This window comes from Solidesulfovibrio sp. C21 (genome assembly GCF_047785625.1).
GTDB lineage: Bacteria > Desulfobacterota > Desulfovibrionia > Desulfovibrionales > Desulfovibrionaceae > Solidesulfovibrio.
Genome location: NZ_JBLODY010000009.1, coordinates 1 through 23,356 on the forward strand (window position 1 = coordinate 1; position 23,356 = coordinate 23,356).

Genomic DNA, 23,356 nt, shown 5'->3' on the forward strand with positions numbered 1-23,356 from the left:
GACCCCCACCCTCCCCAAAAACTCTTAAAAGTATGAGGGCAACGCTATTCTTTTCTTTCCATGCGGCGCTTCGCCGCTGGCGCACCTTGTCGCCGCAATCGCGTCCGGCGTCGAGGGGCCCCAAGCCCCTCGTGCCGCCGGGCCGATTGCGGCCACAAACGTCGATGCCCCCGCCGTTCCCCCAAAACCCGGCATCCTACCCCACCCCGGGAAAAGGGGGTCCGGGGGACATCAAGTCCCCCGGCGAAGGGGTGCAGGGGAGGCAGAGCCTCCCCTGCCGGGGTCCGGGGCAGCGCCCCGGCGGCCTTCCCCGCCATCGCCATACAGCCGCATGGCCGCCTGGCCGGGCAGGTTGGCCACGCCGTGATGGGTGAGCTGCACGGGCGTGGTGTCGCGGCTGCGGAAGGTGACCATGAGATCCCCGGCCTTGGTCAGGATGGAGATGACGGTGGTGCGGCTCTCCAATTCCTGGTGGGAAAGGTTCGAGCGGCGGTTGAAGTCCGCGAGGCTCAGGGCCGAAAAACCGAGGTTGAAGGTATATTCGCCCGGAGCCAGGTCCAGATTGATGTCGAAGCGCACGCGCAGGCTCGCCCCGGCCGGGGTGGCGGTCGGGTGTTCGCAGTCGAATTGCAGGGTGTTCTTGCCGAACACGATGACGCGCTTGTCGTTGATGAGTTCCACGCCGGCCACGGCCACTTCCAGGTCATGGGCGACGACGTAGCGGCAAAAAATAGAGACGGTCTCGCCCTGCTCGAAGCTGCGGCAGGCATGGCCCGAGGCGTCGCAGACGGCCACGTGGGTGCAGGCGGCCCAGTCGTTGCTGGCGGCGGCGACGCTTGCGAGGTCAAGGAAGGCGTCGGGCTCCGGCCAGAAACCGTCGGCGTCCTCCTCGGCGGGAAGTTCCGGGGACAAGGGCGTATTTTCGCCAAAGGAACGGGGGGCAGCGCCGCCGCCGTCACCGACCATGTAGCGTTTGACCGCCGCGGCCGCGTCGCCGAGAAACGCGGCCCGGCCGCGTTCGATCAAAAGTGCCCGGTGGCAGAACTGGGCCACGTCGTTCATGGCGTGGGACACGAGCACCACCACCGTGCCGCGCGAAAGCAGCCCTTCCAGGCGCTGGTAGCATTTCTGGCGGAAAAAGACGTCGCCCACGGCCAGAGCCTCGTCGATGATGAGCACTTCCGGCTGGAGGCTCGTGGTCACGGCGAAAGCAAGGCGCAGGAACATGCCGCTGGAATAGGTCTTGACCGGCTGGTCGAAATGGGGGCCGATGTCGGCAAAGGCCGCGACTTCCTCCATGCGCTCCCCGACCACGCCGCGCGGGATGCCGAGCACGGCGGCGTTGACGTAGACGTTCTGGCGGCCGGTAAATTCCGGCTTGAACCCGGAGCCGAGCTCCAAAAGCGCGGTGGTGCGTTCGGGCAGGACCACCTCGCCGGAGGTGGGCTCGAGGACGCCGGCCAGGATTTGCAGCAAGGTGGATTTGCCGGCCCCGTTTTTGCCGATGATGCCGAAGGCCTCGCCGGGCATGACCGTAAAGGAGATGTCGCGCAGCGCCCAGTGTTCACGGTAAAGCGGCTTGCCGCCGGGCCGGAGGAGCTGGCGCAACCGGTCCTGGGGCCGGTCGTAGAGTTCGTACATCTTGGAGACGCCCCGGGCGTCGATGACGGGGGATACGTCAGACGGCATCGGCAAAAAGCCTCTTGACGCTCATGAAAAAGGCGTATCCGGCCAGCATGACCAGGGCGCTGGCGAGCGTGACCAGGGCAAGCGCCGTCCAATCGGGCATCTGTCCCCAGATGATGGTGCGGCGCAGGTGGTCGACCACGGGGTGCAGGGGATTAAGCGCCAGCAGGTGGCGGTAGGGTTCGGGCACGGCGGAAAGCGGATAAAGGATGGGCGTGGCGAAAAAGTAGAGCTGCACGGCCACGGCCACCATGTTGCCGAGGTCCTTGAGAAAAACGCCGACCGGGGCCAGGAGCCAGCAGATGCCGAGGGTGAACATGGTCAGCGGAATGTAGGCCAGGGGCGCGAAAACGATGGTCCAGGAAAGCGAACCGGTGGTGATGAGCACGCCAAGGGCCACCAGCCCCAGGCTGATAAAGGATTCGAGGATGGCGGCGCACAGGATGCCGACCGGCAGGATTTCCAGGGGGAAGAGCACCTTTTTGATGAAATTGACGTTTTCCGTGAGCAGCCTTGGCGTGCGGTTGACGCTGCCGGCAAAGACCTCGAAAATCGCCAAGCCCGTGAAAAGAATCAAGGCATAGCCGGTGATGCCCCCGTCATGGCCCGCGCCGCCGGCCCAGCGAGCCTTGAACACGACCGAAAAAACGAAGGTATAAACGGCCAGGGTGGCCAGGGGGGAAACCAAGCCCCATAAAAATCCGAGCTGGGCGCCGTGGTAGCGCGACAGAAATTCGATGCGGGCAAAGGTGGCAAGCACCTCGCGCCGTCGCCAGAAATGCCGCACAAAGCCCGCCGGCGAAAGGCCGGCCAAAAGGCCGGACCAAAACGATCCGGCACGGGGCCGCCGCACGACCATAATCATTCGAGACGCCTGCATGGAGCCGGTTGCATATTCGATGGAATTGACGCATGTCAACGCATCCGTCGATACGGTCGTCTCGCGGCCTTCATTCCCTGGAACACGATTCATGCGCATCACCATAGACGCCAGTTCCCTTTCCCATCCCCAGCGCACCGGCATCGGCCGCTGCCTGGAATCCATTTTGCCACATCTGGCGCACTTGGCGGCCAGCCGCGACGAGTTGATTCTGGTCTCGGGCAAGCCCCTCGTCAACCGAACCGCCCTGGATGTCGTCGCCGCCGGAGGCGCGCGGGCAGGCACGGTCAACGTGCCCTCGCTTTATGCCTGGCAGCAGACCGGCATGACCTGGCAGATCCGGACCGCCCGGGCGGACGTGCACTACGCCCCGGATGGGCTGCTTCCCTTGCTCTTTCGGGGGCGCAGCGTCGGCGTCGTCAATGACGTGCTCTACAAGCGCCTGCCCCACACCCTGCCCTGGCACATCCGGGCCGTTTTCGCCGCCCGCCAGAAAGCGAGCCTTTCCCGCCTGACCATTCCCCTGACGCTTTCGGCCTTCACCCGGCGGGAGCTGGTGCGGGTCTACGGGCCGATGGCCTGTCGGGTGCGGCCGACGGATCTTTGCGCCGTGGACCATGACCGGTTCCGGCCGCTTTGTCCCGAGGATGCGCCGGCCGTGGCCGCGTTTCGGGCCGCGCATGGACTCACGGGGGAGTATGTTCTTTGCGTGGGCAACCTCATGGCCCACAAAAATCTCGGCGTGGCGCTGCGGGCCATGGCGCGTTTCAATGCCGCCTCGCCCGAAAGCCCCCTGCGCCTGGCCCTGGTGGGGCATGGCGACCCGGCGGCCCTGGCCAGGCTCGCCCCGGAGGCGGCGGGCACGGACTGGCTCACCTGTCTGGGCTACCTTTCCGACACGGATGTGGGGCTTGCCTACCGGGCGGCGGCGGCCTTCGTCTTCCCCTCGCGCTACGAGGGCTTCGGCCTGCCCATTCTGGAGGCCATGGCCAGCGGCATTCCCGTGGCCTATGCCGACGCGGCCTCGCTGCCCGAAGCCGCCGGAATCGCCGGCCTGCCCTTCCCTCCCGACGAGGATGCGGCCCTGGCCGACATCCTGACCCGCTTGCGGGACGACGCCGGCTTGCGCGCTCGGCAGATCGCGCTCGGCCTCGACCGGGCCGCGGACTTTTCCTGGGAGGCCTGCGCCGGGCACGTGTACGACGCCCTGCACGAAGCCTCGGGCAAGGCACCGCTTCACCTGCCCAAGGTCAGCATCGTCACGCCGTCGTTCAACCAAGCCGCATTTCTTCCGGAAACGCTTGCCAGCGTGGCCGGGCAACAGGGCGTCGCCGTGGAGCATATCGTGCTCGACGGCGGCTCCACGGACGAAACGCCGGAGATCCTGCGGCAGTGGGAGGGGAAACTCGCCTACTGGCGCAGCGCCCCGGACGCCGGCCAGACGGCCGCCCTGGCCGAAGGCTTCGCCATGGCCACGGGCGAGGTCATGGGCTGGCTCAATTCCGACGACATCCTCTGGGACGACGGCGCGCTTGCCGCCGTGGCCGAAGCCTTTGCCCACCATCCCGAGGCGGTCATGGTCACCGGGGACACGGTGCTCACCGACCCGGACGGCAAGCCCGTGATGATCGACATGGTGCTCGTCCCCTCGGCCCGGCAGATGCGCCACACCATGGCCGTGCCCCAGCAGTCCACCTTTTTCCGGCGCGAGGCCTACCTTGCCGCCAGCGGCATGGACAGGCGCTTCACCTACTGCATGGACTACGACCTGTTCGAGCGGATCAGCCGGCAGGGGAAAATCGTGCGCATCCCGCGTGTGATTGCTTCCTTCCGGTTGCATCCTTCGGCCAAGACCGCCACCTGGCGCGACGTGTTCCGCCGGGATCTCCACGCCTGCCAGCACCGCCACGGCAACGGGGCGCTTCACGAACTGGCCATCAAGCTCGTGACCCTGGAAATCCGGCTGGAATCGGTCCTGGCCCAGCTCGGCGCGGTCCTTGGCGGCCGCCGGCTTCCGACCCAGATCAACGCCCGCCTGGAGCCCATGCGGGCCTATGCCCGCAAAAAACACGGGCTGGCCGGCTAAGGTTATGCGCATCGCCATAAGCGCCCGCAGCCTGGACTACCCCTCCGGCGGCCCCAAGGAATACCTGCTCGGCCTCGTGCGGGCACTTCTCACCCTCGGCGGGCATGAACTCATCCTCTATTATCCGCATAAAAGCCACCTGGGCACCTTTCCCGCGGCCACGGAGGTGGTGCTGCCGGTACGAAACCGGCTGGCCTTCGACTGGCTGGCCCTGCCCCTGGCCCTGCGTGGAAGCGGGGCGGACGTGGCCTTTTTCCCATCGTCCAACATGCCGCCGAACATCCCCTGCCCGGCGGTGACGGCCATGCTCGACCTCGGTTATTTCCATCCCACGCTGCGCATGTACAAGCGCGCCGACACCCTCTACATGCGCCGGGCCATCCGCTACAGCGCCAGACGGGCCGAGAGGCTCGTGGCCATCTCCGAGCACACACGGGCCGACGTGCTGCGCCTGACCAGCGCCCGTCCCGAACGGATCAGCGTCACCCCGCTGGCCTGCGATCCGGCCTTTCGCTGTCCGGCGTCGCCGGAGACCATCGCCGCCTTTCGCCGCGAACATGACCTCGCGCGCGATTTCATCCTCTACGCCGGCAACATCTCGCCGCGAAAAAACCTGGACACGCTTTTAGCCGCCTTTGCCGCCGCCGGCGACCGCCTCCCCTGCGACCTGGCCGTCACCGGCGGCTACGCCTGGAGCGAGGATTTCGCGGCCAGCGTGGCGCGCCTCGGCCTCGCCGGCCGGGTGAAACGCCTTGGCCATGTGGCCCCGGCGGCAATGCCGCTGCTCTACCAAAGCGCAAGAGCGCTCGCCTTTCCCTCCCTTTTCGAGGGATTCGGCCTGCCGGTACTGGAGGCCCAGGCCAGCCGCACGCCGGTTATCTGCGCCCGGGCCACGTCCCTGCCCGAAGTGGCCGGGGACGGCGCGCTCCTGGTCGATGCGACCGATGTCGCGGCCTGGGCCGAGGCGCTCGTGCGCATCGCCACCGACGAAACGCTTCGGGAAGCGCTCATCCGAAAAGGGCTTGCCAACGAGGCCGGCTACACCTGGGAGCGCACGGCCCGCCTCACCCTCGACGCCCTGGAAGCGGCGGCCCATATCGGCCGGCGATAATGCCGCGTCCCGGCGCCATCGAACGCCGCCTCTTCGAATCACTTTTTCAGAAAAACGATCGTATTGCCTTGGCTCAAAGAGCCGTCGCCCTTCACGCCTCCCCCCTTCCCGCGACCTTTCTTTCTTTCCGACAGAAGACTTGCGCTCTATTTTAGTTTACGGTATGAACTGTATTAAAATTGAGAGCGAGCGCCCCAGGCCGCGGACGCGGCCGAACCATACGACGCGAACCAACAAGGAGCATTTCTTCATGAGTATTGAACGGATAGTCGTCATCGGCGGCACCGCCGCCGGCCCCAAAGCCGCTTCCCGGGCCAAGAGGTTAAACGAGGGAGCGGAAGTCACCCTGCTGCAAAAAGCCCCGGAATTGTCCATGGCCTCCTGCGGTTATCCCTACTATGTGGCCGGCGAGGTCAAGGGCCGCGACATGCTGCTCGCCACTCCGGCCGGGGTGGTGCGCGACCCGGCCTTTTTCGCCGGAGCCAAGGGCATTACGGCCAAGGTGTCGACCAAGGTCACGGCCATCGACCGCAAGGCCAAGACCGTTGCCTGGAAACGTGTGGATTCCGGTGAAACGGGCCATCTGCCCTACGACAAGCTGATCGTGTGCACCGGCTCCCGGCCCAAGGTACCGCTCATCCCGGGACGCGAACTCGACGGCGTGACCACGCTGGCGAGCCTCGAGGACGCCGACGGGCTGCGCGCCCTGGGCGCGAGCAGCAAAGGCGGCAAGGCCGTCATCGTCGGCGGCGGGCTCATCGGCATCGAGACCTGCGAGGCCCTCATCGAGGCCGGCATGGACGTGACCGTGGTCGAGGCCCTGCCCCAGATCTTGAGCTTTCTCGACCCCGAGTTGGCGCTTCTCGTGCAAAAGCACGCCACGTCCAAGGGCGCGAAGATCCTCACCGGCGTCGGGATCTCGGCCATCAACGGCCAGGACGGCAAGGTGTCCGGCGTGACCCTGGCCGACGGCCGGGAACTCCCCTGCGGGCTTGTGGTCATGGCCATCGGCGTGGCCCCCAACACGGCGCTGGCCAAGGACGCCGGACTGGCCCTCGGACCCACGGGCGGCATCGTTACCGACGAATACATGCGCACGTCCGATCCGGACATCTACGCCGCCGGCGACTGCGTGGAGATTAAAAACCGGATCACGAACGCGCCCATGCTCGCCCCCTTCGGCGACCTGGCCAACCTGGAAGGCCGCGTGGCCGGCGAAAACGCGGTCCTTGGCGATACGGCCACCTTCCCCGGCACCATCGGCAGCGGCATCTGCAAGGTGTTCGATTTCGCCGCCGCCTCCTCGGGGCTTTCCGAGCGCAAGGCCCGGGAAGCCGGCTTCGACGTGGTCACGGCCATAAACGCCAGCCCGGACAAGCCCGGGTTCATGGGCGCCAAGCCGGTGGTGTCCAAGCTCATCGCCGACGCCAAGAGCGGCCGCATCCTCGGGTTTGCCTGCGTGGGCCTCGGCAACGTCAACCGGCAGGCGGCGGAAATGGCCATGGCCATCCTCGGCGGCCTGACCGTGGACGACGTGGCCATGGCCGACCTGCCCTACGCCCCGCCCTTCTCGCTGGCCATCGACCATTCCATCGCCACGGCCCATGTGCTGCAAAACAAGATGCGCGGGCTTATGCGCGGCGAACCGAGCACCGTCGTCAAGTCCTGGCTCGACAACGGCAACAAGCCGTTTCTCCTCGACGTGCGCGGCCAAAAGGAATTCGACGAGATGCGCCTCGGACTCGGTGAGAAGCTGGTGCCGCTCGACCAGCTGCGCAAGCGCCTTGGCGAGCTGCCGGCGGACAAACACGGGCCCATCGTCGCCTACTGCAAGGTGTCCATGCGCGGCTACGAGGCCCAGCGGGTGCTTGCGGCCAACGGCTACGACAACGTGACCGTCATGGAAGGCGGCCTTGTAGCCTGGCCGTTCAAGCTGGAGAAATAGTAAGCGTAGAAAATGCGGCTTCGGATATTTCTCTCAACATCCGAAGCCGCATTAAAATAAATTATTTATTCTCCACCTCTTTATCACTTTTTATTTCAACACCAACAGAAATATCTCCACTCAACCACCTTGTTATTAATTTCCTAATACTATCTTGTTCCTTTAAAACTCGACCATCGACAGGAATATCCTTCACAGACAATGGCAAATTAATCTTTCCTTCTAAAAGGCTGACAAGACCTTCTCGTATTCTATTGTTGTCATTTTCTACATTCGCCTTCCCAACAGGATAATAGCACCTCTTTAGCTCATCATAAGTAAAGTCATACCCCAATTCCTCTGACACCTTCTGAAGAAGTTCAGTAAAAAGGTGTCTACGGTTTTCGTGCCATGCATCCCCTTCGACTTTACTATCGAGATGAGAAATATACTTCCTCCATTTGTCAAGCAATGTCCCAGAAGCAGTCTTCTTACTATAAAACTCTATTGGTATTAAATTAATCGCCTCCACGTGTGCAGGGGAAATCGGTGTAGCCCTGGTCATCATGAGATTACGAAAAATCCAAAGTTTACGTTCTCTTGACTCTCGTTTTCTTTCAAGCCATTTTTGAGCCTGAACCGCCGCAATAGGGCCACAAAAAGTTGCAAAAACGATAGCGAAAGTTGAATAATCAAAATTCATAACACCCTCAGCAAGCTTTGAACTAACAAATTCAATTATACGCCCTGGAGTCGTGAATGAAAAGCTATCGCAAGGAACTCTGGTTCAACGTCCCTTCCCGCCGGGGATTTGTCAACATCACCCGCGACGTGGAAGCCTGTCTGGCCGAATCCGGCGTGCGTGAAGGGCTGTGTCTGGTCAACGCCATGCACATAACCGCCTCGGTCTTCATCAACGACGACGAATCAGGCCTGCACCACGACTACGAGGTATGGCTGGAAAAGCTCGCTCCCCACGAACCCGTCTCCGGCTATCGCCACAACGTCGGCGAGGACAATGCCGACGCGCACATGAAGCGGCAGATCATGGGCCGCGAGGTGGTAATGGCCATCACCGAAGGCCGACTAGACTTTGGCACTTGGGAACGCATCTTTTACGGGGAATTCGACGGCCGGCGCAGAAAGCGGGTGTTGGTCAAGATCATCGGCGAATAGCGCCCAGCATCCTGACCATTGCGAAACGTATTAGGGGAACACATCGTCTTATGAGATGCTTCCTTCATCCATAATAATTGCGACTAGTCGTACTACATTTCTCCCGTTAAGTAATTTAGGAAAGGGAGAGCGCGAGAGGGGAGAACCCTTTTTAAAGGGTTTCCCCTCTCGCACTTTCTTCGCTGCCTCCGCTCTTCCCCTACTTGCTGTACAGCGTCTGGATGGATTCCCCGAGCTTTTTGGCCAGGGGCGAGGCCGCCATCTGGTCCATGACCACCTCGATATAGGCTCCGGTGCCGCAGGTCTCGGCCTTGGCCATAACCGCTTCCAACTCGGCATTGGTCGAAGCCTTGGCGCAGTACCAGTCGGCCATGCCGAAGGCGGCGGGAAGCTGGGTGTAATTCCAGGGCGCAAGGTCGTTGTAGGAACTCTTGGGGTCCTTGCAGAGCAGCCGTTCGATCAGGTACCCGTCGTTATTGAGGCAGAAGATAAGGGGCTTCAGGTCATAGCGGCCGAATTGGCCGATTTCCTGGGCCGTCATCTGATGCGAGCCCTCGCCGGTAAAAAGAAGCGTGCGGCGGTCCGGCGCGGCCATGGCCGCGCCAAAGGCGGCCGGCGTGGCCCAGCCTATGGAGCCCCACAGGGTTTGGTTGAAAAATTCCGCCCCGGTCGGCATCTTGGCAAACCCCAGCCCCATGGAGATGGTGCCGGTCTCGGCCATGACGATGTCGCCTTCGCGCAGGAACTTCTCGAAGCGCGGGTACAGGTAGTCCGGACAGATGGGGTCGTCCGGCGCGCCCTTGGGCGCGCCGAGGCCGGTCGGATTTTTCACTTTCGCCGGTTTGGCCGGCAGGACCTTGGCCAGTCCTTCCAGCACGTCGCGCATCTCCACATCGAGGAAGGTGGCGTGCCCCACCCGCACCTCGTGCTGCATGATCGCGATCATGCGCGCGGGGTCAATCTTGGCGGTAAAGGCCCCGGTGTTGAAATCGCTCCATAGCGCGCCGATATTGAGCACGCAGTCGCAGCCCTCGACGAAATCGCGCACCTGGGGGTTCATGATCCGGCCGTCGTAGAGACCGATGTAGCCGGGCAGGGTCTCGTCCAGGGCGGTCTTGTCCATGAACATGGTGGCGAAAGGCAGCCCGGTGCGGGTCAAAAGCCCCTTGGCCACCTGGCGCAGACCGAGCCGGGCGATGAGGTAGCCGGCCAGGACCACGGCCGATTGCGCCGCGCCGATCATTTCGGCGATGGCGTCGATGGCCGCGGCCAAGGTCCCGGGATCGCTCTGCGGGGCCTCGGGGGCGCAGACGAGTTCCCCGGCCAGTTCCTTGTCGGCATAGTCCTGGGGCAGGGCCATGTAGACGGGCCGGTTGCGGGCCACGGCCGCTTCCAGGCAGCGCTCGATCTGGCAGGCCGCGTTTTCCGGGGTCAAAATAGCGCTTGCGGCCACCACCGGCTTGGTCATGTCGGCGTAAGCCTCGAAATTGCCGGTGCCGAGCGTGTGGTGCACGATACGTCGGGCCTTTTGGGTGGATACGGTCGGCATGCCGACCAGATGGATGACGGGCAGATGCTCCGTGTAGGAGCCGGCCACGCCGCACAGCGCCGAAAGCTCACCCACGCCGTAGGTGGTGCACAGGGCGGAGCGCCCCTTGACCCGGGCGTAGCCGTCGGCGGCATAGGCGGCATTGAGTTCGTTGCAGCAGCCGATCCAGCGCATGTCCGGATCGTTGTCCACAGCGTCGTTTAAGGCGAAGGAAAAATCTCCGGGAACGCCGAACACGTCCGTCACACCGATCTGCTTCAGGCGCGTCATCAAATGTTCCACTACAGTCGCGGCCATGGACAAACCTCCCGCTTGTTTGCATCTTTCATGGTCAAACACGTCCAGGCCATGGAGTCAAGACGACCGGGCGGCGGAAAGGAATGTCAATCCATTTCCGTGATGGCCCGGCGCAGGGTGGCGGCCCTGGCCACGGCCCGGCCAAGCGCCGTGAGGTCCACCGGTTTGGAGAGATAATCATTCATGCCGCAGGCCAGGTAGCGATCCTTGTCGCCATCCATGGCATGGGCGGTCAGGGCGATGATGGGGATGAGCGGATCGACGCCGGGCGCGTCCCCGCGGCGGATGCGGCGTGTCGCCCCGTCGCCGCTGATACGCGGCTCGTTATCGCCACGGCATCAGGCACAGGGCGACGCCCCCGACGAGCAGCGCCGCCAGCCATGTCAGGCGCAACGGCCTGACGATCCGGCTCGCTCCCCAACAGACGCCAAGGCTCCCGAAAAAGACGATCGAAAACTTGAGCAGGGCCGTCCGGTCGTTTCCCGCCAGCAGGTATCCCAAAACGATGACAAGGGGGAAATGGGCCAGATAGATGTCGTAGGAGGCGACGGAAAGACTCCCGCTCACCCCACCCGGCCGGTTCCAGCGACGCTGCCCGAATCCGGCGAGCAAAAAGAGGACGGCCACGGCGAAAAAGGTCCGGGCCAGACCATAGGCCGCCAGGAGCAACCCGGAATGCCGCGTCGCCAGGCTCCCGCCAATGCCCGCCATAAAAAGGAAGGCCAAAAGCGCCGCCACGCCCCACAGCCATGTCTTCCCGTACACCTGGTGCGCCCTGAACCAGCCGCGATCCCAGGCATAGGACCCAAGCAGGAACATCCCCAGATAGAGCGGCAACCGCGCCGGCTGCCACAAGAGAAACGGACCAAAGGCGAACCAGGCGATGTCCGGAACGAGGACCTGGGCGACGGCCTCGGCCAGGCCCACGGCCAACGCCAGCCAGGCGAACAGTCCCAATCCGGGACCCGAGGCGGCATCAGGCCGGCCCCGCTCCCGCCCGGGAACAACGAGGCGGGCGACGGCCAAGAGTCCGCAAAAAAGCAGCAGCAGGCCCAGGAACCACAAGTGAAAGGGCAATATGGCGCGCGCCATGGCCTCGGGAAGGAGGGGACGGTATTGCCAGTCCACGGCCGTTGGCAACAGGCCGAGCCAATAGCGCCAGTAGGACTCGCTGCCCCCCTGGCCGCGATAAATCACGTAGGAGATGATCGGGCAGGTGCAAAGGGTCAGCACGACCAGCGGCAGGCCCAATCGCTTGAGCTTGGCGGCCAGGAAGGCGCCGGCCCCCTGACGCCGCAGGGAGGACAAGGCGAAGTAGCCGGCGATGAAAAAGAGCGTCGGCATGACATAGCCGTCCGTCGCGACCAGAATAATATCGAACACGGCGTTCTTGTTGCCGTCCAGGACATACCACCAGGGTACGACCGGCGCATACACGATCGCGGCGTGCAGCGCCACGACGCTTACGACCGCGAACATCCGCATATTGTCCAAAAAATGGATTCTCCCAGGCTGTGGCGTCAGTTCCCGCATGGCGTCATTCTCCAAGTGTTTCACGCACGGCCGCAAGCCCGGCCATGCAAAAACGGTACAGGTGGTCGGCCAGACGGGGCCACTGCTCCGTCATGGGCGGATGTTCCGGGAACATCCGCTGCAGGGTCGGCCAAAGCAGCGCCTGATACACGGCCGGACCAAGCACGCTCATCATGCATTCCACGAGCACTTCCAGCGATGCCTTCGGGCCGAGGATTGCGGACAGGATGTCCAGCATGGCCAGCGTCTGGGGACGGCTGTGGCGTTCGATCATGTCGCCGAAAAACGGTGACGGATTGGCCAGTTCCATGGCCCACAAGCGCAAAAAGGCATCCCCGATTTCGCTATGGGAAAAAAGCACCTGGCAAAACACCTCCAGCAGCAGCTTCAGCCGCGCCTCGGGAAGCGCCTCGTCGTCGGACGCGAGCCGTTCGCGCACACGGCGGTCCCCTTCGGTGAAAAGCACCGTGAGCACGGCTTGGTACAGCTTGTCCTTGCCCCCAAAATAGTACTGCACGGCATTGAGGTTGGCCCCCTTTGCCTCGCGGCAGATGTCCCGAACCGTCGCGCCCTTGTAGCCTTTGGCCGCAAAGACCCGCACCGCCGCGTAGAAGAGTCGTTCCTTGACGCCGGCTGGCGTGTCACTACCCATACTTACCCCTATACAGATGTTTTATACATTTGTTTAGAACATATGTTTCAACATTCACCCGGTCTGTCAACCGCTCCAGGACGACAGGACAAAAAAAGAGCCGGATCGCTCCGGCTCGAAAGAAGGTTTTGGCATGTCGGCAAGCGTCTTGCCGGCGACGGATACTGCCGCGAAGGACGTCAGCCCTTGGCCGCGGTTCGCGCCAGCCGCCAGACGACGAGATGGTGGAAGGGTCGGATAAGGTTGAAATAGACCGGTCCGGTCCAATGCAGATACTCGACCACGGTCACGACATCGAAGCGGTTGCGGCCGTCCTGCTCCGGCGTGACCAAAACCGCCAGCACGGCCCGCAAGTGCTTATCCGCGCCCTCGGCCACCCAGTGGCTGTCCGCGTCGGCCGCCACCACCGTAAACACGGACAACCGATCACCCGGCGTCATGGGCACATCCTCGGCTCGCACGTCGGTCGGCGGCTGTTTGGCCTGTTGCAGGCCAAGCAGCCGGGCCAGCACCGCCCGCACTCGGTAGAGCAGCCGCAGCCAGCCCGGACGACGGCCCATCAGCCCGGCCACGAACGGGCGCAGCCCGACCGCGCCGCGCACCCGGTGAATGTCGACGTGATCCGGCTTGCGCCCGTTCGCGGCGGACAGCGCTCCAAGGCGAACAAGCTTGGCCAGCGCCTCATCTCGTGCGTTCATGCCGCGCCCTAGACGCCCATGATGTTGTAGCCGGAATCCACGAAGACCACCTCGCCGGTGGTGCCCGAGGACAGGTCCGAGGCGAGGTAGAGGGCGCAGCGGCCGATGTCTTCCAGGCCGATGTTGCGGCCGAGCGGCGATCGCTTTTCGATGGTTTCGAGGATGGAGCGGAAGCCGCTTATGGCCGAGGCGGCCATGGTGCGCACCGGGCCGGCGCTGATGGCGTTTATGCGCACGCCGGATTTTCCGAGGTCCACGGCCAGGTAGCGGACGCTGGCCTCCAGGGCGGACTTGGCCACGCCCATGGCGTTATAATTGGCCACGACCCGGCCCGAGCCGTAATAGCTCATGGTGATGACCGACGCACCCGGAGAAAAGAACGGCTCGAAGGCGCGGCACAGGGCCACCAGGGAATAGGCCGAAACGTCGAGGGCGATCCGGAATCCCTCGCGACTGGTGTCGATGAACCGGCCGGTCAGGTCCTCGCGGTTGGCGTAGGCGATGGAATGGACCATGCAGTCCACCGTGCCCCATTTCTCGCGGACGAGCGCAGCCGCTTTGGCGATCTCCTCGTCCGCCGACACGTTGCACTGAAAGACGAAGTCCGCTCCCAGGTTGGCGGCAATGGGTTCGATGCGCTTGCGGATGGGCTCGGCGGCATAGCCGAGCGCCAGGGTCGCGCCCTGGTCGCGCAGGGCCTTGGCTATGCCGTAGGCGATGCTGCGTTCGTTGACCACGCCGAAAACCAACACCTTTTTTCCCGACATCAACATCGCATTCTCCTTGATCGACTCGTGTCCCGTCCTCGAGGTCCGCGCAGAGGAACCATGAGGACGGCTTCACCGATCACGTATGCCTTTCTTCAAAAACTGGCGAGTTTTTTACCCAGGACCGGAGCATTCGGGAAGCGGCCTTAACCGTCCCCGCCCTGGCGCAGGATGCCGGCCACCAGCAGATCCAGCACCTTGTCCACGCGGTCGCGATCTCCGTCGTCATACAGGTTGAGTCCGCCGAACACCCCGCTTTGCCGGGAGCGCACGGCCAGGAACATGGCCGCGCCGCCAAGTACGGCCACAACGGCGGTCAGGTCCAGGGATTCGGGCACCTCGCCCGTGACGGTTTCGAAAAATTCCAGGGAACGGCGCACCCGAGGATATTCCAGCAGCCGGGAGTAGCGGTTTCGGGACAGGAGTTCCCAGGCCATGATGTCGAGGGTGCGCGGCCGGGCCAAAAGCCCCCGGATGGTGGCCTTGAAAAAATGGGCCAGCTGGGCCTGGGGCGGCATGGCCGCGAACCTGCCCGGCACCCCGTCCTGCAGTTCGGCGACCGGCGGCCAGAAGCCCGGGCTTTGGCCAAGAGCCGTCACCATGTCGTCGAGGTTCTGGAAATGGCGCAGAACCACCGTCCGCGTGAGCCCGACCTCTTTGACGACGGCCTCAAGCGTCAGCCCGTCGAAGCCTTGCCTGGCCAGCACGTCGCCGAGCGATTCCAGCAGCCGCTGCCGCACGGTGAGCGGCTTGCCGATGGGAATGATCTTCACCCCGGACATGGGGCCTGCCTCAAACGCGCCTGGCCCGCACGAAACTCTCCACGGTCACGAGCACGGCCAGGGCCAATATGCTCCCGTCCCGCACGAACGTCCTCGCGGAAATGGCGTCGTCGGCCTTGGTGGTGAAACAGCCGCACTGGGTGCTGATGCCCTTGTGCCAGGTCCAGGCCATGGCCGCCAGGAAAACGGCCATCATCAGGGACGCCGACAGGCTCGCCCCACGGGAAAGAAACCCGGTGATGAGGCACATGCCGACGACCACCTCGATCCAGGGCAGCACCAGGGCCACGCCGGCAATGAGCTGGTCGGGGACGATCTGATAGTTGCGGATGATCTTGGCAAAGGCCAGGGGGTCGACGATCTTGTCCCAGGCGGCGGCCAGAAAAACCAGCCCCAGCGCCACGCGCAGCACCGCGCCGACAATCCTCATATGCCGCCCTCCGTGGGGCCGCCAGCGACCTGCCAGCCGTCAAACCCGTCGGTCACCACAGTGACGTAGGGATAGCCGGCCGTGCGCAAGGCCTCGGCCAACTCCTTGCTCTTGTCGCAAAAAATATTGCCGCAATAGACGATGAGCCTGTCCTCGTGGGTCAGCCCCAGGGCGCTCGCCGCCTGGTCCAGGTCGCCGTACATGGCTTCCTGGGGCAGGTTCTTCGCCCCGCTCACATGGTTTATGGCGAATTCCCCGGGCGTGCGGGCATCGATGAAGACGACGCCGGGCTTGCCCAGCATGATCCGGGCGCCCGTGGCGTCAATGGTCTCAAGCCCGCGCTGCAGCGCCTCGCGCCGGTCCTGCGCCGCGAAATCGATCACCCACGGCACGGGTTCGGCCCGGGCCATGTTCATGGCCACCGCCATCCCCCCGCCAAGAAGGCCGATCAGAAGCAATTCGGCCCACAAAGGGGTCAGCCCCCGCCCGTGCGTCATACCTGCCCGCCTTGACAAGATTTCCCGCCCACGAGCATATGCTATGGGCAAGGTTGGCAGTTTCGTACCCTACCCGCCGGCCAAAGCGCAACCCGTAACCCCGGAGACGCCCCATGCCCCACGCTCCAGACCAGTCCGGCCCCGCCGGCGTGGTCAATACTTCGGCCGATGACGTCCGGGATTTGCTCGCCAAGAGTCGTCCGGAAGACCTGACGCTTCTCGATGTCCGCATGGAGCAGGAATACGAGGAATTCCACCTGCCCGGCGCGAAGCTCCTTCCCCTGCCCGACCTGCCCGACCGTCTGGGCGACATCCGCCGCGACAAGCCGGTGGTGGTCTACTGCCGCTCCGGAGGTCGTAGCGCCGCCGCCGCCAAACTCCTCTCCGGCGCGGGATTCCCCCACATCGTCAACATGCTCGGCGGGGCCATGGCCTGGCAGGGCGCAGCCGCCACGGGCAAGCCCGACGCCGGCATGACCCTTCTTACCGGCAACGAATCCCCCAGGGAAATCCTGCTGGCCGCCATCGGCATGGAAGCGGCCCTGGGCGGATTCTACACGAATCTGGCCAAAGACGCGGACGCCGCAACCAAGCCCACCTTCGAACGCCTGGCCGGCTTCGAACAGCGTCACCTCCAGCACGTCCACGGCCTCTACCGCAAGGAAACGGGCGACGAGACCGCCCTGGAAGCCCTCCTTGCCGGGGCCTCCCCCGAACTCGAAGGCGGCCTCCCCGGAGCCGCGTTCCTCGAGCAGCTCGGCGGCACGCCCGCCTCGGCCCGGGAAGCCCTGGAACTGGCCTCGTCAGTGGAGGCGCAGGCCCTGGACCTTTACACCCGGCTCGCCATCAAAACCGACGACACCGAATCGGCCAGCCTCTATACGACCCTCGCCCAGGAGGAAAAAGCCCACCTGCGCGCCGTGTCCAACCTCCTGGCCAAACTCCCCGCCAACTAAATCAAAGGAGCGCGCATGCAGCCCGTCAACTTCCTCATGAACATCCTCTGGCTCATCCTCGGCGGTTTCTGGATGGGCATCGGCTGGTACCTGGCCGGCATCCTCATGGCCATCACCATCATCGGCATCCCCTGGACCCGCGCCTGTTTCGTGCTCGGCAACCTGTCGTTGTGGCCCTTCGGCAAGGAAGTCATCGATCGCCGCCACATCTCGGGCGAAGACATCGGCACCGGGCCGTTCGGGCTTCTCGGCAACATCATCTGGTTCGTGCTGTGCGGCGTGTGGCTGGCCATCGGACACCTGCTCGCCGCCGTGGCCAACTTCGTGACCATCATCGGCATCCCCTTCGCCCTGCAACACCTCAAGCTGGCAACGCTGGCTCTGGCCCCCATCGGCAAGACCGTCGTCGACAAGAAATACTGATCACGGAGCACCCCGATGCAAACGGCTTTTATCATCCTGGCCATCGTCGCCGGCATGCTCATGCCCGTCCAGGCCGGCATCAACGCCAAGCTCGCCGACGTCATCAACGGCGCCATCCCCGCCGCCTTCGTGTCATTTCTCGTCGGCACCCTGGTCCTTGGCCTGGTGCTCGCCGCCATGGCCCAAAGCGTGCCCGTGTCCCGCGCCCTGCCCGCCACCCCCTGGTGGTACTGGGTCGGCGGTTCGCTGGGAGCCTTCTTCGTCACCGCCACCGTCATCCTGGCCCCACGTATCGGCGCGGGCGCTATGATCGCCCTGACCCTGGCCGGCCAGATGGGGGCCTCCATGGCCTTGGATAACTACGCCCTCCTCGGCTTCCCCCACATCCCCTTCGACGGCAAACGGCTGCTCGGAAGTGTGCTGCTTTTGGCCGGGGTTTATTTGATTCGGATGTAAGCTCCAGGGGAGGCTCCGCCTCCCCTGGACCCCTCCGCCGGGGGACTTGATGTCCCCCGGCCCCCTTTTACCGGGTGGAGATGGCGGACGGCGGTGCGGTTGCGGGTGTCCTGTTGCCGCACCCCCGGCCTGCTAGCCTCGGGCGCGGCGCACCGTAATGGTCTCGCCGCCGATGCCCCAATTGTCGGTATCGACTTCCTCGATGATGACCACGGTGGTCTGGGGGTTCTTGCCGAGTTCGTCGCGCAGGAGGTTGGTGACACCCTCAATGACGCGGGTTTTTTGTTCCGGGGTGGCTCCGTCGCGAGTGATCTTGATGTTGACGAAGGGCATGGGGCACTCCTTAAGCTGACGTCAGGAGACGGCAAAGGTTTCCAGGACGAGGGCTTCGGCCTGGCGCAGCCATTCCAGTCTGGTCCCGGGGCTGCTGGTGACGACGGTTTCGAACATGCGCCGACGCACGTCGGGCACGCCGCACAGGCCGAAGACGCAGTCTTTCCAGATACGCTCCAACGGATCGCCGAAGACGCGCACTTCACGTTCCCGGGCCGTATTGGCATGGAATTCCCTTTTATTCCGATGCGGCGGAATCTTGTCGGTATTCCAGAATATCGCCCGGCTGACAGGCGAGCGCCCGGCAGATGGCTTCCAGGGTGACGAAACGGATGGCCTTGGCCTTTCCGGTTTTGAGGATGGAAAGGTTCTGGGCGGTGATGCCCACGGCCTCGGCCAGATCCTTGGAGGCCATCTTGCGACGGGCCAGCATGACATCGAGGTTGACGATGATCGGCATGGCCGGGCCTATACCGTCAGGGCTTGTTCTTCGTCCAGGCGTCGGGCCTCGTCCATGACGCGCGAAATGACGACGGCCAGGGCGGCGATGAAAAAGAGCTCCACCTCCGTGGAGCCGATGCCGAGGGTCAGCAAGTGCCGCCCGGGCGGATTGGCGGCGGTGACCGCCAACCCGTAAAGCGGCGTATGGATGATGGAGGCAATGGCCCACCACAAAAGCGCCCTGGCCACGGAACGGAAGCAGGCCACATTGGCCAGGGTGAAAATGCGGCCTTCCTTGTACAGGGCAAAAAGATGACGCAGACGCAACAGGGTAAGCATAAGCGCCGTGCCAGGGACCAGGGCCGTAAGGAAACACAGCCCCCGCACCCAGGTCGGGAGCACCGGAGAGGCGGCCTGCCTGACGGCCTCGGCGGTCATGGTGGACGGCAGACTGTTGAACGCGGCCCAGTACAGGCCAGTCAGCGGAATAACGGCCACCGCGGCGACCAGACAGACGCGTTCGAGCAGGCCGCCCAGCCGTCTGATTCCGTCCATGTTGTTTCTTGGTTGCATCGTGTCCTCCGGAAGCGGTTGTTGTGGTTACGGATGCAAGGGGTCCCCGATTGGACCAATGCCCGGATTCCTATCCGATAATCGAAAATAAATCATCGTTCAACAATAATTTTTAGCCGTATATAAATCATAGCGCCCTATTTCCAGAAACGCCGAAAAGCGCAAGGGAAGTCGGGCGAATGGCCAGGAAACAGGCCATAGGAAGGCTTGGAGGGAACATGAGCGAAGCGACGCGGCGGGATTGGCGGCAACGGGTGTTGACAGCCATGCGGGCCATGGAAGCGGGCCTCGACGCCGAGCTCCCCTTGGAGGAAATCGCCCGGGCAGCCCATTTTTCGCCCTTTCATTTCCACCGCATCTTCACGGGCATGACCGGCGAGACGGTGGGATCGTTTCAGCGGCGCCTGCGGCTGGCCCGGGCGGCCCACCGACTGGCCTACGGGGCGCGCTCCGTAACCGAGGTGGCGCTGGAGGCCGGGTACGATTCGCCCGACGCCTTTGGCCGCGCCTTTCGGACGGCCTACGGCATGGCACCCTCCGTGTGGCGCGGACAACGCCGGGACCCGGCCCGACCCCGGGAATTGGCGGACTTTTTACCCCCTATCAAGGAGCGAAAGCGCATGGAACTGACCGTAACGATCAAGAAATTGCCGCCGCTGCGCGTGGCCTGTGTGCGGCATGTGGGACCGTATGACCAGTGCGAGGCGGCCTGGGCGAAGCTGTGCGCCGAGGCCGGCAAACGCGGCCTTTTCGGGCCGGGGACACAAATGATCGGAGTGGGGCATGACGATCCCCAGATCACGCCGCCGGACAAAATCCGCTATGACGCCTGCCTGACCGTGCCGGAGGGTTTCGCCGGCACGCCGGAATTGCCGGTTGCGGTCATTGGCGACGGCGACTACGCCACGGCCGTGGTCAAGGGGCCATATACCTTGCTCGCCGGGGCCTATGCCTGGCTGTGCGGCGTGTGGGGGCCGGACTCGGGCCGGGAGTTCGCCGGCGCGCCGAGCCTGGAGTTCTACTTAAACGATCCCAAGACCACGCCGCCCGAGGAGTGGCTGACGGAAATCTGCGTGCCTTTGGAAATGAAATAGAAAGAGGGAAGGCATGCGAGAGGGCTACTGCCCTTTAAAATGAGCAGTAGCCCCTCTCGCGCCCTCCCCTGCCGCAATTGCATAGAAGCAACCGCTTGCCCTTGGCCGGATCAGCCCCGGCCGGCCGCCATGGTTTCGTTGGAATTGCCGGGCTTGGACAGGGGCAAAATCACTTCGGCCTTGCCCACCTGGGAAAAAAGCGCCCGCAAAAGCTTGCCGGCCGGATCGAGATAGGCCGTGAGCGTAAAGGGCACGGCCGGACCGCGCACCTCGGCCACCAGGGGATTTATGGCCATGAATCGCAGGTCCTTGAAGGTGACGGTGGAGCCTTGCTGGGTGGTGTCCGCGAATTTGACCGGAAAATCGGTGAACCAGACGTACTCGGAAAAAACCGGAGCCTGCCGGCCCAGGGCTTCGAGCTCGGCCCGGGCGGCCTTGTGGAAAAGACGCACGGGCAAGAGGGTATCCGGCGCGGTCAGGGTCAACCCCGTCAGCAGATACGAATCCCCCTTGTCGGCCACGACCTTCCACCACAGCGGGGCAAAGGCGTCGGGCTGCACGGTGACGGACGCGACCGTATCTCCCTGTCTGGCCAAAAGCGCCTGGGCCCGGGCGGCCACGAACCGGCCCACGCCGAAGCCAAACGCCGGCCAGGCCAGCAGTACGACCAGTCCGGCCGTGGCCAGCTTCTTGCGGGCCATGGGACGAAGCGCCCCGAAAACTCCCAGCGCCACCAGGGTCAGGGTGTAGATCGGGTCGATGATGAAGACCGAGGGAAAGGAGACGCGAACATCGGAGAACGGCTGAAAAATCCCCGTGCCATACGTGGTGATGCAGTCGAGAAAAAGGTGCGACAGCACGCACAGGTAAAAAAGGACAAAGAGCCGCGCCAGGTTGACCTCGCGCCAGAACCGGCCCACGATAAAGGCCAAAAGCCAGGCCATGGCCGCGCCGCCGAGAAGCGAATGGGTCAGCCCCCGGTGGTAGCGCATGTAGGCTTCCGGGCCGAAAAGCGTGACCACGTTGTCGATGTCGGGCATCCAGGCGGCAAACGCGGCCAGGGGCACGAGCGCCCTCCCGGCCGGGAATCGGTCCTTGGCGGCCTGCCCGATGAGCACGCCGGCCGCGATGTGGGTAACTGGGTCCATGGAGCCTCCCAAAATGCCCTGTCGGTCAATTTTCCTAAAATAGGGCCGATTTCGCATTTGACAAGGAGCGCCGCTGCGCTACAGTGCGCCCCGGCGCGTTCGCGCCCAAATCATCCCCTTTTATTTCGGAGCGATCATGGCAGACAAGACGCCGGACACCAAGGACATGCCGGCCGATGGCGAATTCGCCGCGCTCATGGAGGCCTCCTTGGCCGAATGCGGCGGCGAAATCAACGTTGGCGACCGTATCACCGGACCTATCATCACCATCACCGATACCACCGTGGTGGTGGATACCGGCACCAAGCTCGACGGAGTGGCCGACAAGTCGGAATTTCTCGACGAAGAAGGCGCGCTGACCGTCGGCGAAGGCGAATCCGTGACCCTGTACGTCGTTTCCCTGCGCGGCGACGAAGTCCTGTTGTCCAAGGCTTTGACTGGACAAGGCGGGGCCGAGGCGCTGCGGACGGCGTTCGAGGCGGGCGTGCCCGTCGAGGGCAAGGTGACGGCCTCGCGCAAGGGCGGCTTCGATGTGGAAATTCTCCACCAGAGGGCGTTTTGTCCGGTCAGTCAGATCGACATCGCCTTCACCGAAAACCCCGAAGCCCATGTCGGCCAGACCTACAATTTCGCCATAACCACCTTCGAGCGCGACGGCCGCAACATTGTCGTCTCCCGGCGCAAGCTGCTCGAAGAGGAACGGGCCGAATCGGAATTGCGGTTCCTGGAATCGGTCAATCCCGGCGACATCATCCCGGCTGTGATCACCCGCTTCGCCACCTTCGGGGCCTTCGCCGAAGTGGCGCCCGGGCTCGAAGGGCTGGTGCACCTGTCCGAGCTTTCCTGGTCCCGGGCCGAAAAGCCCGAGGACGCCGTGTCCCTCGGCCAGGCCACCACGGTCAAGGTGCTGTCGTTTGACCGCGACAAGAAAGGCCGCCCCCGCATTTCGCTCTCCATCAAACAGGCCGGTCCGGATCCCTGGGACAGCGTGGGCGAACAGTTCGCCGTCGGGGACAAGGTCGACGGCAAAGTGACGCGGCTGGCCGATTTCGGCGCGTTCGTGGAACTTGCCCCGGGCATCGAGGGACTCGTCCACGTCAGCGAGATGAGCCACACACGCCGCATCGCCAAGCCGTCCGACGTGGTCAATCCGGGCGACATCGTCACCGTGTCCATCAAGGACATCGATCTGGCCAAGCGGCGCATTTCCCTAAGCCTCAAGGAAGCGGCCGGCGATCCCTGGGAAAAGGTCCCCGAGACCTTCACCGTGGGCGCGACTGTCGAGGGGACCGTGGAAAACCGCCAGCAATACGGCCTTTTCATCAACCTGGCCCCCGGGGTGACCGGCCTTTTGCCGGCGTCCAAGCTGCGCGACGCCCTGGAGCCGGCGACCTATGAAAAGGTCACGTCCGGCGACACGGTCCCGGTCATCATCTCCGAGATCGACACGGAAAAGCGCAAGATGACGCTCTCCCCGGTCGGCGGCACCAAGGAACGGGATTTCAAGCGGGATCACCGTGGTGGCCATGGCGACCATGAGAACGATGACTGGCGGCAGTACAAAAAGGAAAAATCCGCCAGCATTTCCGGCGGTGGCCTGGGCCTCCTTGGCGAAAAGCTCCAGGAAGCCCTGTCCCGCAAGAAGGGATAAAGGAATTCAAAGCGCGCCGGGGGAGAACCTTTTTGAAAAAAGGTTCTCCCCCGGGCCCCCTTTCCAAAAACTTCTAACGATAACGCCGTATTCTCGTACGGCCGCTACCCATTAAAAAGTTGAGGAAAGGGAGAGCGCGAGAGGGGGTACTGCCCTTTTCAAAGGGTTTCCCCTCTCGCATTCTCTTTTTATATTTCCACTTTCCACGCAGGA

General features: G+C 63.9%; 26 protein-coding genes. 9 read left to right on the forward strand and 17 right to left on the reverse strand.

Features of this window, described 5'->3' with window-relative positions; all coding sequences use genetic code 11:
- Nucleotides 1-231: 231 nt before the first annotated feature.
- Both ACMZ6R_RS04785 and ACMZ6R_RS04790 read right to left on the reverse strand, forming a co-directional pair.
- Nucleotides 232-1,689 (reverse strand): ABC transporter ATP-binding protein, encoded by a 1,458-nt coding sequence (locus tag ACMZ6R_RS04785; RefSeq protein ID WP_416109744.1) that lies wholly within the window; start codon nucleotides 1,687-1,689, stop codon nucleotides 232-234.
- Nucleotides 1,679-2,551 carry an ABC transporter permease gene (locus ACMZ6R_RS04790; protein ID WP_416109745.1) on the reverse strand — a complete coding sequence of 291 codons (873 nt, stop codon included), beginning with the start codon at nucleotides 2,549-2,551 and terminating at the stop codon, nucleotides 1,679-1,681. Before ACMZ6R_RS04790 ends, ACMZ6R_RS04785 begins: the two co-directional genes overlap by 11 nt.
- A gap of 106 nt (nucleotides 2,552-2,657) precedes the next feature.
- On the opposite strand from ACMZ6R_RS04790, the gene ACMZ6R_RS04795 reads away from it, so the two are divergent.
- The 3 genes from ACMZ6R_RS04795 (at nucleotide 2,658) to ACMZ6R_RS04805 (ending at nucleotide 7,708) form a co-directional block, all read left to right on the forward strand.
- Complete coding sequence (locus ACMZ6R_RS04795) at nucleotides 2,658-4,652, forward strand: glycosyltransferase (protein ID WP_416109746.1); 1,995 nt, start codon at nucleotides 2,658-2,660, stop codon at nucleotides 4,650-4,652.
- On the forward strand, nucleotides 4,621-5,763 hold the full coding sequence (locus ACMZ6R_RS04800; protein ID WP_416109747.1) for a glycosyltransferase family 4 protein: 1,143 nt from the start codon (nucleotides 4,621-4,623) through the stop codon (nucleotides 5,761-5,763). The genes ACMZ6R_RS04795 and ACMZ6R_RS04800 overlap by 32 nt, the downstream gene beginning before the upstream one ends.
- 250 nt (nucleotides 5,764-6,013) lie before the next feature.
- Nucleotides 6,014-7,708, forward strand: a complete 1,695-nt coding sequence (locus tag ACMZ6R_RS04805) for an FAD-dependent oxidoreductase (protein ID WP_416109748.1) — start codon at nucleotides 6,014-6,016, stop codon at nucleotides 7,706-7,708.
- 61 nt (nucleotides 7,709-7,769) lie between these two features.
- Here the strand turns inward: ACMZ6R_RS04805 and ACMZ6R_RS04810 are convergent, their stop codons facing one another.
- Nucleotides 7,770-8,390: a DUF6680 family protein gene (locus ACMZ6R_RS04810; protein ID WP_416109749.1), complete on the reverse strand. Its 621-nt coding sequence runs from the start codon at nucleotides 8,388-8,390 to the stop codon at nucleotides 7,770-7,772.
- 56 nt (nucleotides 8,391-8,446) lie between these two features.
- On the opposite strand from ACMZ6R_RS04810, the gene ACMZ6R_RS04815 reads away from it, so the two are divergent.
- Nucleotides 8,447-8,863 (forward strand): secondary thiamine-phosphate synthase enzyme YjbQ, encoded by a 417-nt coding sequence (locus tag ACMZ6R_RS04815; protein ID WP_416109750.1) that lies wholly within the window; start codon nucleotides 8,447-8,449, stop codon nucleotides 8,861-8,863.
- A gap of 199 nt (nucleotides 8,864-9,062) precedes the next feature.
- Here ACMZ6R_RS04815 and ACMZ6R_RS04820 read toward each other — a convergent pair whose 3' ends face one another.
- The 9 genes from ACMZ6R_RS04820 to ACMZ6R_RS04860 all read right to left on the reverse strand — a co-directional run bounded on the left by ACMZ6R_RS04820 (nucleotide 9,063) and on the right by ACMZ6R_RS04860 (nucleotide 16,068).
- The gene (locus ACMZ6R_RS04820; RefSeq protein WP_416109751.1) at nucleotides 9,063-10,709 is read right to left on the reverse strand and encodes an alpha-keto acid decarboxylase family protein; all 1,647 of its coding nucleotides are present in this window, start codon (nucleotides 10,707-10,709) and stop codon (nucleotides 9,063-9,065) included.
- A gap of 86 nt (nucleotides 10,710-10,795) precedes the next feature.
- Nucleotides 10,796-11,023: a response regulator gene (locus tag ACMZ6R_RS04825; RefSeq protein WP_416109835.1), complete on the reverse strand. Its 228-nt coding sequence runs from the start codon at nucleotides 11,021-11,023 to the stop codon at nucleotides 10,796-10,798.
- A gap of 10 nt (nucleotides 11,024-11,033) precedes the next feature.
- On the reverse strand, nucleotides 11,034-12,242 hold the full coding sequence (locus ACMZ6R_RS04830; protein ID WP_416109752.1) for an acyltransferase family protein: 1,209 nt from the start codon (nucleotides 12,240-12,242) through the stop codon (nucleotides 11,034-11,036).
- A 4-nt stretch (nucleotides 12,243-12,246) separates the two neighbouring features.
- Nucleotides 12,247-12,894, reverse strand: a complete 648-nt coding sequence (locus ACMZ6R_RS04835) for a TetR/AcrR family transcriptional regulator (RefSeq protein ID WP_416109753.1) — start codon at nucleotides 12,892-12,894, stop codon at nucleotides 12,247-12,249.
- Between the two features lie 179 nt (nucleotides 12,895-13,073).
- Entirely contained in the window at nucleotides 13,074-13,592 is a 519-nt protein-coding gene (locus tag ACMZ6R_RS04840; RefSeq protein ID WP_416109754.1) for a DUF2867 domain-containing protein, read from the reverse strand.
- 8 nt (nucleotides 13,593-13,600) lie between these two features.
- Nucleotides 13,601-14,365: an enoyl-ACP reductase gene (locus tag ACMZ6R_RS04845; protein WP_416109755.1), complete on the reverse strand. Its 765-nt coding sequence runs from the start codon at nucleotides 14,363-14,365 to the stop codon at nucleotides 13,601-13,603.
- 140 nt (nucleotides 14,366-14,505) lie between these two features.
- Nucleotides 14,506-15,141: a TetR/AcrR family transcriptional regulator gene (locus tag ACMZ6R_RS04850; RefSeq protein WP_416109756.1), complete on the reverse strand. Its 636-nt coding sequence runs from the start codon at nucleotides 15,139-15,141 to the stop codon at nucleotides 14,506-14,508.
- Between the two features lie 10 nt (nucleotides 15,142-15,151).
- Nucleotides 15,152-15,571 (reverse strand): MauE/DoxX family redox-associated membrane protein, encoded by a 420-nt coding sequence (locus tag ACMZ6R_RS04855; protein ID WP_416109757.1) that lies wholly within the window; start codon nucleotides 15,569-15,571, stop codon nucleotides 15,152-15,154.
- A complete protein-coding gene (locus tag ACMZ6R_RS04860; protein WP_416109758.1) occupies nucleotides 15,568-16,068 on the reverse strand; it encodes a rhodanese-like domain-containing protein in 501 nt (166 codons plus the stop codon). The genes ACMZ6R_RS04855 and ACMZ6R_RS04860 overlap by 4 nt, the downstream gene beginning before the upstream one ends.
- Nucleotides 16,069-16,181: 113 nt before the next feature.
- Between ACMZ6R_RS04860 and ACMZ6R_RS04865 the strand changes: the two genes are divergently transcribed.
- From ACMZ6R_RS04865 to ACMZ6R_RS04875, 3 genes are read left to right on the forward strand one after another with little or no spacing between them, the layout of a single operon-like run.
- The gene (locus ACMZ6R_RS04865; protein WP_416109759.1) at nucleotides 16,182-17,024 is read left to right on the forward strand and encodes a rhodanese-like domain-containing protein; all 843 of its coding nucleotides are present in this window, start codon (nucleotides 16,182-16,184) and stop codon (nucleotides 17,022-17,024) included.
- A 15-nt stretch (nucleotides 17,025-17,039) separates the two neighbouring features.
- The gene (locus ACMZ6R_RS04870; protein WP_416109760.1) at nucleotides 17,040-17,447 is read left to right on the forward strand and encodes a YccF domain-containing protein; all 408 of its coding nucleotides are present in this window, start codon (nucleotides 17,040-17,042) and stop codon (nucleotides 17,445-17,447) included.
- 15 nt (nucleotides 17,448-17,462) lie between these two features.
- Nucleotides 17,463-17,903, forward strand: coding sequence for a DMT family transporter (locus ACMZ6R_RS04875; RefSeq protein ID WP_416109761.1), 441 nt, complete (start codon nucleotides 17,463-17,465; stop codon nucleotides 17,901-17,903).
- Nucleotides 17,904-18,035: 132 nt separating this feature from the next.
- Here the strand turns inward: ACMZ6R_RS04875 and ACMZ6R_RS04880 are convergent, their stop codons facing one another.
- From ACMZ6R_RS04880 to ACMZ6R_RS04895, 4 genes are read right to left on the reverse strand one after another with little or no spacing between them, the layout of a single operon-like run.
- Nucleotides 18,036-18,236 carry a tautomerase family protein gene (locus ACMZ6R_RS04880; RefSeq protein WP_416109762.1) on the reverse strand — a complete coding sequence of 67 codons (201 nt, stop codon included), beginning with the start codon at nucleotides 18,234-18,236 and terminating at the stop codon, nucleotides 18,036-18,038.
- A gap of 21 nt (nucleotides 18,237-18,257) precedes the next feature.
- Entirely contained in the window at nucleotides 18,258-18,437 is a 180-nt protein-coding gene (locus tag ACMZ6R_RS04885) for a hypothetical protein (protein WP_416109763.1), read from the reverse strand.
- Nucleotides 18,438-18,474: 37 nt separating this feature from the next.
- Nucleotides 18,475-18,696 (reverse strand): helix-turn-helix domain-containing protein, encoded by a 222-nt coding sequence (locus ACMZ6R_RS04890; protein ID WP_416109764.1) that lies wholly within the window; start codon nucleotides 18,694-18,696, stop codon nucleotides 18,475-18,477.
- 8 nt (nucleotides 18,697-18,704) lie between these two features.
- Entirely contained in the window at nucleotides 18,705-19,232 is a 528-nt protein-coding gene (locus ACMZ6R_RS04895) for a DUF2975 domain-containing protein (RefSeq protein ID WP_416109765.1), read from the reverse strand.
- Between the two features lie 236 nt (nucleotides 19,233-19,468).
- On the opposite strand from ACMZ6R_RS04895, the gene ACMZ6R_RS04900 reads away from it, so the two are divergent.
- The gene (locus ACMZ6R_RS04900; RefSeq protein WP_416109766.1) at nucleotides 19,469-20,344 is read left to right on the forward strand and encodes an AraC family transcriptional regulator; all 876 of its coding nucleotides are present in this window, start codon (nucleotides 19,469-19,471) and stop codon (nucleotides 20,342-20,344) included.
- Between the two features lie 110 nt (nucleotides 20,345-20,454).
- Here the strand turns inward: ACMZ6R_RS04900 and ACMZ6R_RS04905 are convergent, their stop codons facing one another.
- Entirely contained in the window at nucleotides 20,455-21,492 is a 1,038-nt protein-coding gene (locus tag ACMZ6R_RS04905; protein WP_416109767.1) for a metal-dependent hydrolase, read from the reverse strand.
- 136 nt (nucleotides 21,493-21,628) lie between these two features.
- Here ACMZ6R_RS04905 and ACMZ6R_RS04910 point away from each other — a divergent pair, with 136 nt between their 5' ends.
- Nucleotides 21,629-23,143 (forward strand): 30S ribosomal protein S1, encoded by a 1,515-nt coding sequence (locus ACMZ6R_RS04910; protein ID WP_416109768.1) that lies wholly within the window; start codon nucleotides 21,629-21,631, stop codon nucleotides 23,141-23,143.
- Nucleotides 23,144-23,356: the final 213 nt, after the last annotated feature.

Excerpts from the sequence above, each read along its gene's own strand:
- ACMZ6R_RS04785 (WP_416109744.1), bottom strand. The coding sequence starts at position 1,689 with ATGCCGTCTGACGTATCCCCCGTCATCGACGCCCGGGGCGTCTCCAAG.
- ACMZ6R_RS04790 (WP_416109745.1), bottom strand. The coding sequence starts at position 2,551 with ATGATTATGGTCGTGCGGCGGCCCCGTGCCGGATCGTTTTGGTCCGGC.
- ACMZ6R_RS04795 (WP_416109746.1), top strand. The coding sequence starts at position 2,658 with ATGCGCATCACCATAGACGCCAGTTCCCTTTCCCATCCCCAGCGCACC.
- ACMZ6R_RS04800 (WP_416109747.1), top strand. The coding sequence starts at position 4,621 with ATGCCCGCAAAAAACACGGGCTGGCCGGCTAAGGTTATGCGCATCGCC.
- ACMZ6R_RS04805 (WP_416109748.1), top strand. The coding sequence starts at position 6,014 with ATGAGTATTGAACGGATAGTCGTCATCGGCGGCACCGCCGCCGGCCCC.
- ACMZ6R_RS04810 (WP_416109749.1), bottom strand. The coding sequence starts at position 8,390 with ATGAATTTTGATTATTCAACTTTCGCTATCGTTTTTGCAACTTTTTGT.
- ACMZ6R_RS04815 (WP_416109750.1), top strand. The coding sequence starts at position 8,447 with ATGAAAAGCTATCGCAAGGAACTCTGGTTCAACGTCCCTTCCCGCCGG.
- ACMZ6R_RS04820 (WP_416109751.1), bottom strand. The coding sequence starts at position 10,709 with ATGGCCGCGACTGTAGTGGAACATTTGATGACGCGCCTGAAGCAGATC.
- ACMZ6R_RS04830 (WP_416109752.1), bottom strand. The coding sequence starts at position 12,242 with ATGCGGGAACTGACGCCACAGCCTGGGAGAATCCATTTTTTGGACAAT.
- ACMZ6R_RS04835 (WP_416109753.1), bottom strand. The coding sequence starts at position 12,894 with ATGGGTAGTGACACGCCAGCCGGCGTCAAGGAACGACTCTTCTACGCG.
- ACMZ6R_RS04840 (WP_416109754.1), bottom strand. The coding sequence starts at position 13,592 with ATGAACGCACGAGATGAGGCGCTGGCCAAGCTTGTTCGCCTTGGAGCG.
- ACMZ6R_RS04845 (WP_416109755.1), bottom strand. The coding sequence starts at position 14,365 with ATGTTGATGTCGGGAAAAAAGGTGTTGGTTTTCGGCGTGGTCAACGAA.
- ACMZ6R_RS04850 (WP_416109756.1), bottom strand. The coding sequence starts at position 15,141 with ATGTCCGGGGTGAAGATCATTCCCATCGGCAAGCCGCTCACCGTGCGG.
- ACMZ6R_RS04855 (WP_416109757.1), bottom strand. The coding sequence starts at position 15,571 with ATGAGGATTGTCGGCGCGGTGCTGCGCGTGGCGCTGGGGCTGGTTTTT.
- ACMZ6R_RS04860 (WP_416109758.1), bottom strand. The coding sequence starts at position 16,068 with ATGACGCACGGGCGGGGGCTGACCCCTTTGTGGGCCGAATTGCTTCTG.
- ACMZ6R_RS04865 (WP_416109759.1), top strand. The coding sequence starts at position 16,182 with ATGCCCCACGCTCCAGACCAGTCCGGCCCCGCCGGCGTGGTCAATACT.
- ACMZ6R_RS04870 (WP_416109760.1), top strand. The coding sequence starts at position 17,040 with ATGCAGCCCGTCAACTTCCTCATGAACATCCTCTGGCTCATCCTCGGC.
- ACMZ6R_RS04875 (WP_416109761.1), top strand. The coding sequence starts at position 17,463 with ATGCAAACGGCTTTTATCATCCTGGCCATCGTCGCCGGCATGCTCATG.
- ACMZ6R_RS04880 (WP_416109762.1), bottom strand. The coding sequence starts at position 18,236 with ATGCCCTTCGTCAACATCAAGATCACTCGCGACGGAGCCACCCCGGAA.
- ACMZ6R_RS04890 (WP_416109764.1), bottom strand. The coding sequence starts at position 18,696 with ATGCCGATCATCGTCAACCTCGATGTCATGCTGGCCCGTCGCAAGATG.
- ACMZ6R_RS04895 (WP_416109765.1), bottom strand. The coding sequence starts at position 19,232 with ATGGACGGAATCAGACGGCTGGGCGGCCTGCTCGAACGCGTCTGTCTG.
- ACMZ6R_RS04900 (WP_416109766.1), top strand. The coding sequence starts at position 19,469 with ATGAGCGAAGCGACGCGGCGGGATTGGCGGCAACGGGTGTTGACAGCC.
- ACMZ6R_RS04905 (WP_416109767.1), bottom strand. The coding sequence starts at position 21,492 with ATGGACCCAGTTACCCACATCGCGGCCGGCGTGCTCATCGGGCAGGCC.
- ACMZ6R_RS04910 (WP_416109768.1), top strand. The coding sequence starts at position 21,629 with ATGGCAGACAAGACGCCGGACACCAAGGACATGCCGGCCGATGGCGAA.